Source organism: Vibrio cyclitrophicus, assembly GCF_024347435.1.
GTDB classification, from domain to species: domain Bacteria; phylum Pseudomonadota; class Gammaproteobacteria; order Enterobacterales; family Vibrionaceae; genus Vibrio; species Vibrio cyclitrophicus.
On the sequence record NZ_AP025480.1, the window covers coordinates 931,469 to 948,288 of the forward strand.

The 16,820-nt window shown below is 44.0% G+C and carries 13 protein-coding genes; 10 read left to right on the forward strand and 3 right to left on the reverse strand.

Annotated elements, in window-relative coordinates; all coding sequences use genetic code 11:
• Positions 1 to 121 precede the first annotated feature (121 nt).
• Positions 122 to 1,207, forward strand: coding sequence for a chorismate synthase (gene aroC / locus OCW38_RS04400; protein ID WP_010436870.1), 1,086 nt, complete (start codon positions 122 to 124; stop codon positions 1,205 to 1,207).
• 127 nt (positions 1,208 to 1,334) lie between these two features.
• Here the strand turns inward: aroC and OCW38_RS04405 are convergent, their stop codons facing one another.
• On the reverse strand, positions 1,335 to 1,958 hold the full coding sequence (locus tag OCW38_RS04405; RefSeq protein ID WP_004734183.1) for a trimeric intracellular cation channel family protein: 624 nt from the start codon (positions 1,956 to 1,958) through the stop codon (positions 1,335 to 1,337).
• A 300-nt stretch (positions 1,959 to 2,258) separates the two neighbouring features.
• Here OCW38_RS04405 and OCW38_RS04410 point away from each other — a divergent pair, with 300 nt between their 5' ends.
• The 3 genes from OCW38_RS04410 to OCW38_RS04420 all read left to right on the forward strand — a co-directional run bounded on the left by OCW38_RS04410 (position 2,259) and on the right by OCW38_RS04420 (position 3,758).
• A complete protein-coding gene (locus OCW38_RS04410) occupies positions 2,259 to 2,789 on the forward strand; it encodes an elongation factor P hydroxylase (protein WP_010436873.1) in 531 nt (176 codons plus the stop codon).
• 9 nt (positions 2,790 to 2,798) lie between these two features.
• Positions 2,799 to 3,062, forward strand: a complete 264-nt coding sequence (locus OCW38_RS04415) for a YfcL family protein (protein ID WP_010436875.1) — start codon at positions 2,799 to 2,801, stop codon at positions 3,060 to 3,062.
• Positions 3,063 to 3,236: 174 nt separating this feature from the next.
• Positions 3,237 to 3,758 (forward strand): NADPH-dependent FMN reductase, encoded by a 522-nt coding sequence (locus OCW38_RS04420; protein ID WP_010436877.1) that lies wholly within the window; start codon positions 3,237 to 3,239, stop codon positions 3,756 to 3,758.
• Positions 3,759 to 3,906: 148 nt separating this feature from the next.
• On the opposite strand, the gene mnmC is transcribed toward OCW38_RS04420, so the two are convergent.
• A complete protein-coding gene (mnmC, locus tag OCW38_RS04425) occupies positions 3,907 to 5,985 on the reverse strand; it encodes a bifunctional tRNA (5-methylaminomethyl-2-thiouridine)(34)-methyltransferase MnmD/FAD-dependent 5-carboxymethylaminomethyl-2-thiouridine(34) oxidoreductase MnmC (RefSeq protein WP_016787714.1) in 2,079 nt (692 codons plus the stop codon).
• 128 nt (positions 5,986 to 6,113) lie between these two features.
• Here mnmC and fabB point away from each other — a divergent pair, with 128 nt between their 5' ends.
• The gene (fabB, locus tag OCW38_RS04430) at positions 6,114 to 7,325 is read left to right on the forward strand and encodes a beta-ketoacyl-ACP synthase I (protein ID WP_010436883.1); all 1,212 of its coding nucleotides are present in this window, start codon (positions 6,114 to 6,116) and stop codon (positions 7,323 to 7,325) included.
• Positions 7,326 to 7,465: 140 nt separating this feature from the next.
• Here the strand turns inward: fabB and OCW38_RS04435 are convergent, their stop codons facing one another.
• The gene (locus tag OCW38_RS04435) at positions 7,466 to 7,807 is read right to left on the reverse strand and encodes a hypothetical protein (protein WP_010436885.1); all 342 of its coding nucleotides are present in this window, start codon (positions 7,805 to 7,807) and stop codon (positions 7,466 to 7,468) included.
• Between the two features lie 48 nt (positions 7,808 to 7,855).
• Between OCW38_RS04435 and OCW38_RS04440 the strand changes: the two genes are divergently transcribed.
• The 5 genes from OCW38_RS04440 (at position 7,856) to accD (ending at position 16,810) form a co-directional block, all read left to right on the forward strand.
• Positions 7,856 to 8,989, forward strand: coding sequence for a 4-phosphoerythronate dehydrogenase (locus OCW38_RS04440; RefSeq protein WP_010436888.1), 1,134 nt, complete (start codon positions 7,856 to 7,858; stop codon positions 8,987 to 8,989).
• Positions 8,990 to 9,001: 12 nt separating this feature from the next.
• On the forward strand, positions 9,002 to 10,015 hold the full coding sequence (locus OCW38_RS04445) for an aspartate-semialdehyde dehydrogenase (RefSeq protein ID WP_010436890.1): 1,014 nt from the start codon (positions 9,002 to 9,004) through the stop codon (positions 10,013 to 10,015).
• 207 nt (positions 10,016 to 10,222) lie between these two features.
• Entirely contained in the window at positions 10,223 to 14,767 is a 4,545-nt protein-coding gene (locus OCW38_RS04450; RefSeq protein WP_261895219.1) for a FimV/HubP family polar landmark protein, read from the forward strand.
• A gap of 145 nt (positions 14,768 to 14,912) precedes the next feature.
• Positions 14,913 to 15,707, forward strand: a complete 795-nt coding sequence (truA, locus tag OCW38_RS04455) for a tRNA pseudouridine(38-40) synthase TruA (protein WP_010436895.1) — start codon at positions 14,913 to 14,915, stop codon at positions 15,705 to 15,707.
• 176 nt (positions 15,708 to 15,883) lie between these two features.
• On the forward strand, positions 15,884 to 16,810 hold the full coding sequence (gene accD / locus OCW38_RS04460) for an acetyl-CoA carboxylase, carboxyltransferase subunit beta (RefSeq protein WP_010436898.1): 927 nt from the start codon (positions 15,884 to 15,886) through the stop codon (positions 16,808 to 16,810).
• Positions 16,811 to 16,820 lie beyond the last annotated feature (10 nt).

Here is a 16,820-nt window from a genome sequence, read left to right on the forward strand (position 1 = left end):
TTTGGGTTTACATCATTTGGTAATAAAGCCACTATGAATTCACGAAGAATAGACAAGTAAAGCTATTAGCCAGTCGGTTTAAGAATCAAACCTTCTGCCAATAGCTGATTTAGAGGAAGTAATGGCAGGAAACAGTATCGGACAACATTTCCGCGTGACTACGTTCGGAGAAAGTCACGGTATCGCACTAGGATGTATCGTAGATGGGTGCCCACCAGGATTAGAAATTACCGAAGCAGACCTTCAAAGAGATTTGGACCGTCGTCGCCCTGGTACTTCTCGTTATACAACGGCTCGCCGTGAAGCGGATGAAGTGAAAATCTTATCAGGTGTATTTGAAGGCCAAACTACGGGCACTTCTATTGGTCTATTGATTGAAAATACAGACCAACGCTCTAAAGACTATTCCGAAATTAAAGACAAATTCCGTCCTGGTCATGCTGACTATACCTACCATCAAAAGTACGGTGTGCGTGATTACCGTGGCGGCGGTCGCTCTTCTGCTCGTGAAACTGCAATGCGTGTTGCGGCAGGTGCAATTGCGAAGAAATACCTGAAACAAGAATTTGGTATTGAAATCCAAGCTTACCTCTCTCAAATGGGTGATATCTCAATTGATAAAGTGGATTGGAATGAGATCGAAAACAACGCGTTTTTCTGCCCAGATGCCGACAAAGTTCCTGAGTTTGACCAACTGATTCGTGACCTGCTAAAAGAAGGCAACTCGATCGGTGCGAAGATTCAAGTGGTTGCGACTAAAGTGCCTGTAGGCCTTGGTGAGCCAATATTTGATCGTTTAGATGCTGACATTGCTCACGCTCTAATGAGCATTAATGCGGTGAAAGGTGTTGAGATTGGTGATGGCTTTGATGTCGTTAATCAACGTGGTAGTGAACACCGTGATCCATTAACTCCAGAAGGCTTCAGCAGCAACCATGCTGGCGGTATCTTAGGCGGCATTTCTACTGGTCAAGATATTGTGGCAAGCATTGCGCTTAAACCAACATCAAGTATTACCGTTCCTGGTGACACGATCACTAAAGACGGTGAAGCAACGCAGTTAATCACTAAAGGTCGCCACGATCCATGTGTGGGTATCCGTGCGGTGCCTATTGCTGAAGCGATGCTGGCTATCGTTCTGCTTGATCACTTGCTACGCCATCGCGGTCAAAACTTTGGTGTGACAACTGAAACGCCAAAAATCTAATTTTGCATCTATTCTTTCAATATTGAAATTATAGATACTAAAAGGGGCTGTCTCATTATGAGGCTGCCCCTTTTTTTATATTTTAGTGCATGACGCGCAGCGTTTCGTATTTTAGTACTAGCAAGCGCTAGTGTACCGAGCTTTCAGGGTCAAGCTGAAACGAAGGTAAGCGCCACTTGAATCGTACGGCCGCCATACGCAGCAAGTAACCAACCACAAGCGTAACAATCGTTGCGGTTACGTCGTTAATGCCAAGCTCAAGCAAACCTAGGTATAAACCTGAAGCGACAAGTGCGACAGATGCATATAGCTCTTCATGCAGAACCAATGGTGTTTGACGGCAGATAAGGTCACGCAACAAACCACCAAACACGCCAGTTACCAAGGCAGACACCATACAGATCATTGGGTGCAGACCCATGGTCATCGCGACCTTCGTGCCAATGATGCTGAACACGATAAGACCTAGAGCATCTAAACGAATGAACAAGCCTTTTAACTTGATTACCCATTTAGCCAGTCCTGTTGTGATAACACCTGCGATACAGGTGATCGCCAGATATTGTGGGTTTTCAACCCAACCTAAAGGGTAATGGCCGAGTAAGATATCTCGTACTGTACCGCCGCCAATTGCCGTTGCACTTGCAACCAACATTACACCAAACCAATCCATTTTTTGTTTGCCAGCACTGAGAGCGCCGGTCATGGCTTCTGCCGTGATGCCAATGATATACAAAACACTTAGTAGCATTGCTGTAGCTCTATAATTTAGGTCTATAAATTGGAGTTTTATAAGGCCTTGAGGATATAAAAATGAAGCGCGAGTGTAGTAGTAAAAACGCTGATTGACGAATGAATATTTGTACCGTGAATAGGCATTTCGGATTAGCTAAACTAATTATTTACCTCAAAGTGGTGTAATCTTGGATCAGCAATCGATTGTCACGATAAAGTCTAATGGTTAGCACAAAATCATTACTCGTTATAGGGCTTTACCGAGTGCTTAAAAAAACGCAAAATGCCCCTGTTCTTTTTACTTAAATATGAATTTATGACGCACCAATACTCAGACATTATCGACATTTTTAATCAGACTTTCTTTGAAAGCTTTAACACCAAATTGGAGCTCGGCGCTGATGAGCCGATCTATTTACCTGCCGACGACGACACTCCACATCATCGAATTGTTTTCGCTCGCGGCTTCTATGCCTCTGCGTTACATGAAATAGCACATTGGTGTGTCGCTGGTCCTGAGCGTCGTTTATTGGAAGACTTTGGCTATTGGTATGAACCTGATGGCCGAACTGAGTCAGTTCAAGCTGAGTTTGAAAAAGTCGAAATACGCCCACAAGCGTATGAATGGATCATTGCGACGAGCGCAGGCTTTCCTTTTAATGTCAGCTGTGACAATCTACACGGCGATTTTGAGCCAGATCGCTTGGCCTTTATGAATAAAGTACACAGTGAAGTCATGGGTATCTTAGAAGTTGGCCTCCCTCCTAGAGTAAAAATGCTTTCTGAAGCATTACGCAGCTTCTACGATGTTGAACCTTTATGTGCTAGTCAATTTATTGTGAAATAAGAGAATATTATGATTATCGAATTTGAAGAAAAACTACTTGAAGTAATTGATGCTCGCATTGAAAACGCATCAGACGATGAATTGTTTGCTGGTGGTTACTTACGTGGTCATATTTCTCTTTCAGTGGCTTCATGTGAAGAAGAAGGTATTGAAGACGTGGCTGAAGTAAAAGTACGCATTGAAAAGAGTTTAGAAGATGCACGCTCTGAACTAACACCAGCAGACCGCACTATCGTCAATGACCTTTGGGTTGAGCTACAGAATCAAGCTTGATCGCTAGCTATTTATCATTATCCGCTCAGTCCCTCCCTTTTCATTTTGCTGAGTCGTGAATAGTTTGAGACTCATTCGAAATTTTTGAATGAGTCCGTTCATTTCTTGTGATGGTTCCATTTCCTGGCTACGTTATTCTAATCCCACTTAACGGAATTACAGAAAGGTCACATCATGAAAGTTATCGCATTTGGTGCAAGCACAAGCTCTACCTCCATCAACAAAGCATTAGCAACTTACGCAGCTAACTTGATTGAAGGTGCTGAAGTAAAAGTTCTAAACATCAACGATTACAACGTTCCTATGTTCAGTGAAGATACTGAGAAAGAAATTGGCCAAGCTGAAGGTGCGCAGGCATTCTTGCGTGATTTAGCAGAAGCTGACGTATTTGTTATCTCGTTTGCAGAACACAATGGTCACTATCCTGCAGCGTACAAAAATCTCTTTGATTGGGCGACACGCATTGAACGTTCAGTATTTGGTGACAAGCCAGCGGTTTACTTAGCGACTTCTCCTGGTCCTGGTGGTGCGCAAACTGTGCTTGGTGCGGCAACAGGTTCAGCACCATTTTTTGGCGGTAACGTTAAAGCGTCGCTTTCAGTACCGAGTTTCTACGATAACTTTGATTTTGAGTCTGGCTCTATAAGCAACGAAGAGATCGCACAACAGATTAAAGAGGCAGTTGCTAAGCTGTAAATACTGCTTCGTTTAGAACATCAGTTCAGAGCAATATGAACAACAAAAAGCCCGAGTGACATAATGTTGCTCGGGCTTCATTAGCTTTTACTTTTATATATTTCTAATATTCGGAAATATCAGATGTTCAGAATTGTTGAACTAGACGCTACGGGTTTGTTTTAGAGTGCTTGTCTGCAACCCATCCCGCCGTTAACGCTTTGCCTTTACGCAACCTACGAACCCACATTCTGCTTGGGTGAATAGCCTCAAGCACATCAACAGGCAAAGGCAGCGGATTGCCACACATTTGTGATGCTAACACTTCAGCTAATAATGGCGCAGAGCTTAAGCCGCGTGAGCCTAGTCCAATAAAGCAATAAAGGTTAGGGAAGCTCGTTACCGTTTGAACATCCTCAACCGAATCTCGTTGAGGGTTGAAGTTGTGCAGGCCTTGGTATTGCTCTTTGATCGATTCGAAATTGCCCACATTGCCGACAAATGGTAGGTGATCTCGGCTTACGCTTCGGATACCTTGGCGCGCTAAGTTGTCACTGGTGTCGACATCTTTTGTCCACTCTTGGTCTGGCAGCGATCCGTTCAGGCGATCACCATTATGTTGCTGAACCTCAATATCAAACTCTTGGTCGATATTGGTTTTGTCGTAGTTCGCGCCAATACAGTGGTGACCGTTATTTGGATTTTGCGGCGTTAGGTAACCATCAAAGCACAACACGGTTTTTAGCTTGGTTAAGTTTTCTGTGGTCGGAATATGGCTTACTTGGCCTTTAACCGGAGTAAGAGGTACGGGTTGAGTCTGCTCAAACTGGGTGAACTTGTGGCCGTTCGCAACGACTACTTGGTCATGTTTAGTTTGAATCGCACCTTGTGGAGTATCAATGGTGAGTTGCCATTGTTGTTCAACTTCGAGCCACTCAAGTTGAGTTACTTGATGTTGATAGTGCGCGCTCACTTGGTTGGTTTCTTCTAACTTGCTAATCAAACCTCGAGTAAGCTGAAGAGGGCTTAGCCACCCACCCAATGGAAAGTAAACACTCTCTTTATCAACCGGTAAGCCAATCTTTTCGTTCGCTTGTTCTGGCGACAAACGCTGAATTAGGTCGGTGTGGAAGTTGCCTTCCAACATGCGATTGAGCTTTTTGGTTGAACCTTCATCCCACATCAGAATATTTACGCCACACCAGCTGTGATCGAAGTTTACTGATTGTGCTGCTTGATTAATAAATTGGCGGGCAAACAATAAGCCCGGACCAAATATTCTTGAGACATTGGATGTCGCTTCGCTGAGTAGCGGATAAATCGCACCTTGGTTGTTACCAGAGGCATTTCCAGCGGCGTGTTGGTGTTCACAATAAAGCGTGATGTCTTTACCGCGTCGGCTTAATGTTTTGGCAAGCGCAGCACTGGCAACACCACCACCGATAATGGCGATATCTTGTGAATCACTGTGTTGAGCTAGGCCATACCAAGGTTTAATGTTGGTATGAGCGTGCTTCTCATCAAGTCGGCCAGCAATCATTTCACGCTTAGTACCAAAGCCTTTAACTTTTTTCATCGCAAAACCAGCTTCGATTAAACCGCGGCGAACAAAACCAGCAGCAGTAAACGTTGCACAGCTGCAATCTTGTTTTGCCAGTTTGGCCATGCCGTTGAATAGGTTCTGATTCCACATCTCAGGATTCTTACTTGGCGCAAAGCCATCTAAGAACCAAGCGTCAACCAAACCTTCACGTGGGGTTGGTACGTTAGGCATACAATCTTTAATATCGCCAAACCACAAATCAAGCGTGATTGTACCGTCGCCTAGCACAATGCGGTGACATTCAGGCAGAGCGATAGGGTAGTGCTCTTGGAGTTGCGTCGCATACTCGGCTAATTCTGGCCACGATTGATGTGCTTTGATGAGATCCTCTTTATTTAAAGGATATTTTTCAAAACTGATGAAATGTAACTCTTTGGTCATCGCTTGTGGGTTATCTTTAATAAAAGTATCGAACCATTGCCAGACCGCGAGAAAGTTCAAACCGGTACCAAATCCGGTTTCCGCAATCACAAAACGGCGTTGTTGATGTTCAAGCCAACGCTCTGGAAGGTGGTTTTGTTTTAAAAAGACGTAGCGAGTTTCTTCTAAACCGTTAACATTAGAGAAGTAAACGTCGTCAAATTGGTCTGAAACTGGCGTGCCAGACTCATTCCATTCCAGTTCTGCATTAGTAATTGAAGTCATAAAATCTATCATTTTGTGATTTGAAGCGATATGTTGGTAGGGATTGTACGAATTTCTAGGAAAGCTGACCACTTTTGTTAGGCTTCTTAGTTATCATCTAGCTGAATTTAGAATTATAGGAATGTCACATGAAACGAGTCGTAATCACCGGTATGGGTATTGTTTCAAGTATCGGTAACAACGTCGAAGAAGTTTTAGCATCACTGAAAGAGGGTAAATCAGGTATTACCGCTTCAGAGCAGTTCAAGGAAAATGGCTTGCGCTCTCAAGTTTGGGGTAACCTGAAAATGAACCCTGCTGACCATATCGACCGCAAAAAAATGCGCTTTATGGGTGATGCAGCGGCATTCGCATATCTTTCAATGGAGCAAGCAATTGCTGACTCTGGTTTAACTGAAGATCAAGTATCTAATGACCGCACAGGTATCGTTGCGGGTTCAGGTGGTGCTTCATCTCTAAACCAAGTTAACGCTGTAGACATCATCCGTGAAAAAGGCGTTAAGCGCGTTGGTCCATACATGGTTCCACGTACAATGGCTTCGACGGTTTCGGCTTGTCTTGCTACACCATTCAAAATCCGTGGCGTGAACTACTCTATGAGCTCTGCATGTGCGACATCTGCACACTGTATTGGTCACGCAATGGAGCTTATCCAACTGGGTAAACAAGACGTTGTATTCGCTGGTGGCGGTGAAGAACTGGATTGGTCTCTGACTATGATGTTCGACGCAATGGGCGCTCTTTCTACTAAATATAACGACACGCCAGAATTGGCTTCTCGTACCTACGATGCAGACCGTGACGGTTTCGTTATCTCTGGTGGCGGCGGCATGCTAGTAATCGAAGAGCTTGAGCACGCAGTTGCTCGTGGCGCAAAAATCTACGGCGAGATCGTGGGTTACGGCGCAACTTCAGATGGCTACGACATGGTTGCTCCTTCTGGTGAAGGCGCGGTTCGTTGTATGAAGATGGCAATGCAAAACGTTGATGGTGTTGACTACGTGAACACCCACGGTACTTCAACTCCTGTTGGTGACGTTAAAGAACTTGGCGCAATCCAAGAAGTATTTGGCGGCAACAGCCCAGCAATCTCAGCAACTAAAGCGATGACAGGTCACGCTCTAGGTGCAGCTGGTGTACACGAAGCAATTTACTCAACACTAATGCTTGATAACGGCTTTATCGCTCCAAGCATTAACGTTGCAAACCTAGACGAAGCAGGCGCAGGCCTAGACATCGTAACGGAAGCTCGTGAGCAAGAGCTAACAACGGTTATGTCTAACAGCTTTGGTTTCGGTGGTACGAACGCAACGCTAGTAATCAAAAAATACCAAGGCTAACTGAAGCCAAGGTTAAATTAATAAAAGGTTAATCGTTAATGGGTGACGTGAGTGCAGATTCAACACGCACAGGCCACTCAGTAATCATGACCATCAGAACATAGCTTTTATAAATAGGGTTTTAAGCGTGTTTTTTAACCTTAGCTTTGTAAGCTTCGCTTTAGAAAATGGCTTTTTAAATCAAGATTTAGAAGTTGAAAGGTTTCCAGAGCTTGACCAGTAGTGACTTTGGTTAGTACTGGTTGAACAGACGCAAGACTCTGTCTCCTGGAGAGCGAGATAGGATCCTTTTGTTCTGGATGTTTGCCCGATTGTTTATTCAATCGGGCATTTTTCGTTTTAGTCTTCTGACTTTTACTTTTTGATTTTAGGTATTGGTTCTTATTTCTGTTCTTGTTTGTGCAGACTAGGCGATTCAGCCCTTTATTTATAATGTATTCCAATTGCGACTCGACACCGAGTGTGGAATTTTGCACAATCATTTCAATTCACATTTAAGGTCGACAGACCCCAACGAAAGTACCTTCCCAATGAAAATCTTAATCGATGAAAATATGCCTTATGCTGAAGCGCTTTTTAGCCAGCTAGGTGAAGTGACAATGAAGTCCGGTCGAACGCTAACCGCTGACGATCTTGTTGACGTAGATGCTCTGATGATTCGCTCGGTGACTAAGGTCAATGAAGCGCTGATCAGCAAAGCGAACAAGCTTAAGTTTGTTGGAACTGCAACAGCTGGTATGGATCACGTCGACCAAGAATTGATGAAAGAGCGTGGTATTTTCTTTACTGCAGCGCCTGGCTGTAACAAGGTGGGTGTTGCTGAGTATGCCTTCAGCGCGATGATGGTGCTTGCGCAGCAACAAGGCTTCTCTGTATTTGACAAAACGGTCGGTATTATCGGTTGTGGTCAGGTAGGTAGCTACTTAGCGAAGTGCTTAGAAGGTATTGGCATTAAAGTCTTGCTGAACGACCCTCTAAAACAGCAAGAGGGTGATACTCGTGAGTTCACCGACCTTGAAACGTTGTTAGAACAATCTGATGTAATTACTTTGCATACACCTATCACCAAGACGGGCGAATTTCCAACGCACCACATGATTAACGAAAAAGTGCTGAATAACTTCCGCGCTGATCAGATCCTAATTAATGCTGCGCGTGGCCCGATTGTCGACAACCAAGCGCTAAAAGCTCGTCTGCAAAAAGCTGACGGTTTTACTGCGGTTCTGGATGTATTTGAGTTTGAGCCTGAAGTCGACTTTGAGCTTCTTCCATTATTAGCTTTTGCAACTCCACACGTAGCGGGCTACGGTTTAGAGGGCAAAGCGCGCGGTACTACGATGATCTTCAACAGCTATTGTGAATTTTTAGGTACTGAACAACGTGCTTATGCAAGCGATCTTCTGCCGATAGCCCCAGTGCCTCAAATGAAATTAGATAGAGCTTGGGATGAAGCAACACTGCACAATTTGACTCAGTTGATCTATGATGTGCGCAAAGACGACGCCTTATTCCGTCGCAATATCTCTACGCCGGGTTCTTTTGATAAGATGCGTAAAGAATATTGGGACCGTAGAGAGTACAGTGCAGTCGAGTTAACGGGCGACGAATCTTGTAATTTAACGCCGTTATCTAAACTCGGTTTTATGGTAAAGCCAACTTTATAAAAGAGAGAAACAATGAGCCAAGAATTTAATATTGCTATTTTAGGTGCGACTGGTGCGGTTGGTGAAACCATTCTTGAAGTACTTAAAGAGCGTAAATTCCCTGTCGGTGAACTGCACTTACTAGCAAGTGAACGTAGTGAAGGCAAAACTTCCCGTTTTAACGGCAAAACAATACAAGTACAAAACGTAGAAGACTTCGATTGGTCTCAAGTACATATTGCGTTTTTCTCTGCTGGTAGCGAGCTTTCTGAGCGTTGGGCTCCAATTGCTGCGGATGAAGGTGTGGTTGTTATCGATAACACATCACGCTTTCGTTACGAATACGATGTTCCTCTGGTTGTGCCAGAAGTGAACCCTGAAGCGATTGCTGAGTTCCGTAACCGTAACATCATTGCGAACCCTAACTGTTCTACTATCCAAATGGTTGTAGCACTAAAACCAATTCACGATGAAGTCGGTCTTGAGCGTATTAACGTTTCAACTTACCAATCTGTGTCTGGTGCAGGTAAGCCGGGTATCGATGAGCTAGCAGGTCAAACGGCTAAGCTTCTTAACGGCATGCCAGCTGAAAATTCAGCGTTCTCACAGCAGATCGCGTTCAACTGTATTCCTCAAATCGATGAGTTTACTGAGAACGGCTACACGCGTGAAGAGATGAAGATGGTTTGGGAAACTCAAAAGATCTTTGCTGATTCTTCAATCACAGTGAACCCAACGTGTGTTCGCGTACCTGTATTCTACGGTCACGCTGAATCTCTACACATTGAAACTCGCGCGCCAATCGGTGCAGAACAAGTGGTTCAGCTTCTAGAGAACACAGAAGGTGTTGAAGTATTCCAAGCGCTCGACTTCCCAACTCAGGTTCGTGATGCTGGTGGTAAAGACCACGTTATGGTTGGTCGTATTCGTAACGACATCAGCCACCACAGCGGCGTGAACATGTGGGTGGTTGCTGATAACGTTCGTAAAGGTGCGGCGACAAACGCAGTACAAATCGCTGAAGTTCTGATTCGCGATTACTTCTAAGCTTCATTGCTTTGATAAACAAGCCTCACTCTTTAGTGAGGCTTTTTTAATCGATTGAAAATATTGTTAGTCAAATTGTGTGAAATTGCTGCGAATATTGTTGCTGCAACACATTTTTTGTTTTCATCTCTATAGTTTTACGTCATTTATCCGATATATTTAATAGATCATCACTTTTCCGAATTTAAGCACCTAGCTGAGCCTTTTATGTTTCAAATTTTCAAGCCGTGGTTAATGCCTTTTGCCTTTATCATTGCGACTCAGATTTCCGTTGTTCGTGCAGATTCCATTCGAGTTGTAGGGCCTAATGGTCAGATACAATCAGCGCCTACGTTTTCAGAACCTCTTCAAAGAGCGCAGTCGAATAGCGCTGAGCCTTCTCGTTTCTATGGTCCAACTCGTGGCTCAGAAACTTTGTGGTCTATTGCCTCAAAGCTACGCCCTGATAACTCTGTTTCAGTTCAACAAACCTTGTTGGCTATTTATCGCTTAAACCCGCAAGCGTTTGAAAATCAGAATATCCATAGCTTGTTGCCTGCCAGTAATTTACGTGTTCCTTCTTTAGAGCAAACACGTGCTAGCTCGACGCAGCAAGCTATCAACATCATGAACTCGCACCTTGCTAAGCTTGACGCTCCTGTGACTAAGCCTGCAGCTTCGAAGCCAAAGGCGCCGATTCCTGAAAGCGCAAACAATGTTGCCCCAGCCAAACAAGTCAGCGCTGCAGAAACCGTTAAAAAGCCATTGTCTCCAACCCAGTCCTCTCTAGCCAACTCAGCTCCAACCCAGGAGATGAACAAGCTAGAGAAACAGTTAGAGCTTTCAGAAACAGAGTTGTTGTCACTTGAAGAGAAAAACCACCAACTTCGTTTGATGTTGTCGAATGTCCAATCGGAAGTCGATGAACTAAAAACAGAACTCAGTGATGAAGACCGCATTCGCAGCGAAGTCGAAAAGCTACTTGATGAAGAGCGTAGAAAGAACGCTGAAATCGAAAAAATGGCACCGAGTGCGATGGACGAACTGTTATCTAATGGTTGGTTAGTTGCGGCCCTTGCGATTATTCCGGGTCTTTTACTTGGTTTGATTATTGTGATGTTGTTAGGTCGTCGTTCTAAAAATGATGAACAGCAACAAACCTCTCAAGATCAACCTATTCAGCCAGAGCCAAGCAGCGCAGCGCCTATCGCTCTTAGCGATGAAATGGATGACTTTGACAACGATCTATCTCTAGATGATGAGTTGTTTGGTACTGAAGATGACGCCAATAAGTTGTTTGATGACCAAGCACTTGCAGAAGAAGACGATGTATTTGCGGGTTTAGAAGAGTCTGATCTCGACTTCAACCTTGACGGTGAAGATGATGACCCATTTGCCAGCATCGGTGATAACGGTGACTTAGATACCAACTTCGACGAGCTGGACTTAGACAGCAGTAACGGCATCAGTGTCAACGCTGAAGAAAAAGCACTTGGCCTTGAAGAGATGGAACGTGCGCTTGATAAAACGGCAGAAAGCGCACTTGATTCGGATGATGGTGATTTTGACCTTTCGGATGACAATACAATGTCTGCTGATGACATTGAGGCGTTACTATCTCAAGAATCCGCAACAGAAGATTTAGGCTCAAATGAGCTAGACCAATCTCTACTTGATGATCTGTTTGCGCTTGATGATGAAGATGATGACAGTTTCGATATCGATGCGTTGATTTCAGAAGAGCAAAATGATTCGGCTTCTAGCACAAACATGCCAGCAACTGATGACTTCGACATTGATGCGCTTATTTCAGAGCAACAGAGCGATGCTAAACCAGCCGATGTGAGCAACGATGAATTTGATATCGATGCTTTGATTTCTGAACAGCAGACCTCACAACCTGCGGTTCCTAGTGTAGAAGATGATATTGATGACATCTTTGCTCAAGTCGCAGCGCAGAACAATGGAGCTAATGATCCTTTTGACCTAGATAGCGATGATGAGATTGCTTCTGATCTTAACAGCGGTTTAGCGTCTGATGATGATATTGAAAATATTCTGGCTCAGTTTGATCAACCATTAGAAAGTGAAGAAGAACCAGACAGTGTTGACCTACTGGATGAACAATTATCAAGAAATGATGTTGATCTAAGTAACTCAACTGACCTGCTTGACGAAATGCTAGAAGATGAATCAGATGAGGATTCTGGCGAACCTTTGGGCTTTGATGCTTTATCTGAACTGGAGGAGCTTTCTGGTCTATCAACCGATGATGAACTAAACATCGCAGAAGACAGTATAGAAACCTTGGATGAATTGATCAGTGATTCTGATGGTGATGACTTTGAGCTTGATGCTGAGAGTACAGATTTACTTGATGATTTTCTTGATAGCGAATTATTAGCTGACGATCTTTCAACCGATGGAACAGATAAGCCGGTCACTGAATCTTTAGACCCGTTTGATGACTTACTAACCAGTGGTATTGAAGACGAGCTTGAATCAGAAGAATTGACGTTTGATAAAGAGTTGGACACCGCGTTTGATTTAGACAAAACCAGTGATGACCTTCTTACCGATTCAGACGTTGAGCCTGAACAGATAACCGATCAACCAACTGAACTTGAGTCCTCAGAAGCTGAGTTAGCACAAACAACCGATACAAGTGAAACACTGCAGCCTGAACAACCTTCAACCAACGATGAATCATTAGATTCGGAAATTGCTGAAAACGATGTTGATGTTCCGGCTGAAAGTGAAAAAGCGTTTAACAGTGATGACTTTATCGATGATTTGTTTGGCGTAGCGCCTGCAACGGATGCATTGCTAGATGATGCACTAGAAACAACTGACGAAGAGTTGGTTGATGAGTTGATGACGTCTGATGACAGTGCTTTACAGGAAGCGGTTGAAGAGCCAATTGAAGATCTCATTGATAATATTTCAGAGCCAGAACAAACGTCTCTTCCGGATGCTACTGAAACCTTACCAGAAGAGAGCGTGTCGTCTGTTGAAGATGACGAACTGGATATAGATTCACTGCTATCTGAAAACTCTGATCTCGAAGCACCAGTTTATGATGAGCTAAAGCAGGAAGAACCTAGTCAACACAGAACTGAACAAGGCGAGTCAGCCGCACAAGACAGTAGTGAAGACACCGCGCCTAGTCTTGAAAACCACGTTGCTCCGCCTTCTTTGAATGATATTTCTGAAGACGATGAAGAGACGGTTGAAGATTGGCTAGCAGAAGCGATCGACGATGTCGAATCTCCAGAGAACATTGACTCTGATTTTAACTTTGAACCGAAAATTGAAGGTAGCGATGAGCTAGAGAATGTTGTTGAATCCATGCCAGAGCCAGTTCGTGCTGCGAATATGCCAGAGATCATTCCCAATGAATTTGGTGTACCAGAGGATGACGATTGGCTGATTGGAGAGGATACAATTAACGAAGGTGCATTGACGGAATCTGACGCGGAAGTAACATCGGAATCAGAAGCTCCTGTTGCTGACTCTCAACTCGACGCTGCACCTGAAAGCGGTGCTGTGCCTCAAACGGAAACCACACCACAAGTTGAATCTGTACCTCAAACTGAAACTACTTCCTCAGACAGCGAAGATGAGTTCTCTTTTGATGATTTCGAATTGCCTGAGTTCGGTGAAGAAGATGCATTGGCGGAAGCAGTTAGTGAACCGGACGAAGCACAGTTAGAGCAAGACTTATCTGATGGTACAGAGACGTTCGAGTTCGATGACCTTGACCTTCCTGAGTACGATGAAGAGAGTGCCAAAGCGGATTCTGTTCTTGATGACATTGAACAAAGTAGTGACGAGCCAGTCGCTGAAGAACAAGGCGTAGAATTAGATGAATTTGATTTGCCGGAATACGGTGAAGATGAAGCTATATCAGATGCCTTTGCTGAAAAACCAACGCCGTTAACTTCTTTTAGCCCGCAAGGTGAAGAGCAAGACGCATTGCATGACTTGTTCTCTAATCCACAAAGCTTTAGTCAAGCTGATGATTTCTCTGATACAGAAGAACCTGAAGTTGAAGACTTTACTCAACCGATGACTTCTGCGGGTGAAGCACCAAGACAAGACTTAAACACAGCGTTGACTCAAGACGAGCCACTTGAAGGCTTTGATGATTTTGATGAAACTGCATTAGCTGAATTGCTTTCTGAAGATGTTCAAGACTCTGTCGACAACATGTTCAACAAACCACTGGATGCGACCTCAATTGATAGTGCAGGACTTGATATTGATGCCATGCTTGAAGTTGGCGGTGAAGATTGGAAAGGCTTTAACCTAGCGCCAGAGCAACAATCGAGCATGCATAATGATGTGCCTGATGATCAACAAGAGATTTGGGCGTCGGCTGAACAGCAAGCTGAACCGAAGATCAAAGAAGAGAATTGGGCTCAACAAGACAACCTAACCGAATCAGGCAACAGTCGTGATAAGCAGTACATGACGATTGATGAACTAATGGCTCAAGTAGAGCAAGAAGGTGAAGAAGTCATTAATCCAGACGATGAAGAGTTAAAATTGGACGTTGGCCTAAATGAATTCCCTGATGTCATTGGTGATATTGGTAATTTTGATGTGGACAGCAACGCTGAAGCTGCTGGTAAGCTTGATTTGGCTAAAATCTATATCGAGATGAGTGATCCTCATGGAGCTATTAAGCTCTTGGAAGAGGCGATAGTAGACGGCAGCGATGATATTCGCCGAGAGGCAAAGAACCTCATCGATACGTTAAACGGCCGATAAATTAAATCAAACATAAAGGGTAGCGTTGGCTACCCTTTACTTTAGGGCGCTGGTGATTGTTTATTGCAGTTTTAACCCCATCTCATTTGGGCTAACACTCATTTCCGTATATACTTCTCGGCCCATTTTCAAAGAGAACAAGAACATGAAAATTGCTTTAGGTATTGAATATAACGGTACCCACTACTTTGGTTGGCAGCGCCAACGAGACGTGAAAAGTGTCCAAGAAGAATTGGAAAAGGCTCTTTCAGTTGTCGCGAATCACCCGGTAGAAGTTATGTGCGCAGGTCGAACCGATGCTGGTGTTCACGGTACGGGGCAAGTCGTTCACTTTGAAACAAATGTCGATCGCAAAATGGTAGCGTGGACAATGGGCGCGAATGCCAATATGCCAAAAGATATTGCGGTTCGTTGGGCTACAGAAGTGAATGAAGATTTTCATGCTCGTTTCTCAGCAACAGCTCGTCGCTATCGTTACATTATCTTTAACCACGCATTACGCCCTGGCATTTTAAATTCAGGAGTGAGTCATTATCATGGTCACCTTGATGAGAAAAAAATGCACGAAGCGGGTCAGTACTTGCTTGGTGAAAATGACTTTACGTCGTTTAGAGCAACACATTGCCAATCTCGCAGTCCATGGCGAAACATGATTCACTTAAACGTGACTCGTCATGGACACTACATCGTGATCGATATTAAAGCGAATGCGTTTGTCCATCATATGGTGAGGAATATCACTGGTAGCTTAATTGCGGTAGGTAAAGGTGAGCAGAAACCAGAGTGGATCCAATGGCTTTTAGAAGCAAAAGATCGAAAAGTTGCAGGTGCGACCGCAAAAGCGGAAGGCTTGTATCTGGTAGATGTTGATTATCCTGAACATTTTGATCTACCAAGAGAGCCAATTGGCCCTCTATTTTTACCGGATGATTTGAACTAAATGTGAGACTTAGGTTCAAAAAATATTACGGTTTCGTGCGTAAAATAGTCACAGAAAATAGGTACAACCAGTTTTTTATCTACAGTCGCTGTTTTATGTGCTTTAATTCCCACGCATAATTCCCAAATTTATTTCTTTCGCAATCAAGCGGAAGAATCGAAACAAAAAGGTCTTCCATGAGTTGGCTTGAAAAGATTTTAGAAAAAAGCAACATCGTAACATCTCGTAAAGCGTCTATCCCTGAAGGGGTTTGGACTAAATGTACTTCTTGTGAGCAGGTTCTTTACCATGCTGAACTAGAGCGTAACCTAGAAGTATGTCCAAAATGTGACCATCACATGCGCATGAAGGCACGTCGCCGTCTGGATACATTCCTAGACAAAGGTGAGCGTGTTGAACTGGGCACTGATCTTGAGCCACAAGATAAACTTAAGTTTAAAGACTCTAAGCGCTACAAAGAACGTATCTCTGCTGCACAGAAAAACAGCGGTGAGACAGATGCATTAGTGGCAATGAAAGGCGAACTACTTGGTTTACCTATCGTAGCATGTGCGTTTGAATTCTCATTTATGGGTGGTTCAATGGGCTCTGTGGTAGGTGCACGTTTTGTGAAAGCTGTTGATGCAGCTATCGAAAACAATTGCGGCTTAGTGTGTTTCTCTGCAAGTGGTGGTGCTCGTATGCAAGAGGCGCTTATGTCTCTAATGCAAATGGCGAAAACCAGTGCTGCTCTTGAGCGCTTATCTGCGAAAGGCTTACCGTTTGTTTCAGTAATGACTGATCCAACAATGGGGGGTGTTTCTGCAAGTTTGGCCATGCTTGGTGATATCAATATTGGTGAGCCAAAAGCGCTTATCGGTTTTGCTGGACGTCGTGTAATTGAGCAAACGGTACGTGAAGACCTTCCTGAAGGTTTCCAACGCAGTGAGTTCTTACTAGACCACGGTGCTATCGACATGATCGTTGACCGTCGTGAAATGCGTCAGCGTGTTGCAAGCCTTGTTGCTAAAATGACCAACCAGCCTTCACCATTGGTAGTTTCTGTGAACGATTCACCGAATGAAGCTACTTATGAAGTACCAGAAGCGCCAGAAAAAGGGTAAAGTACCATCT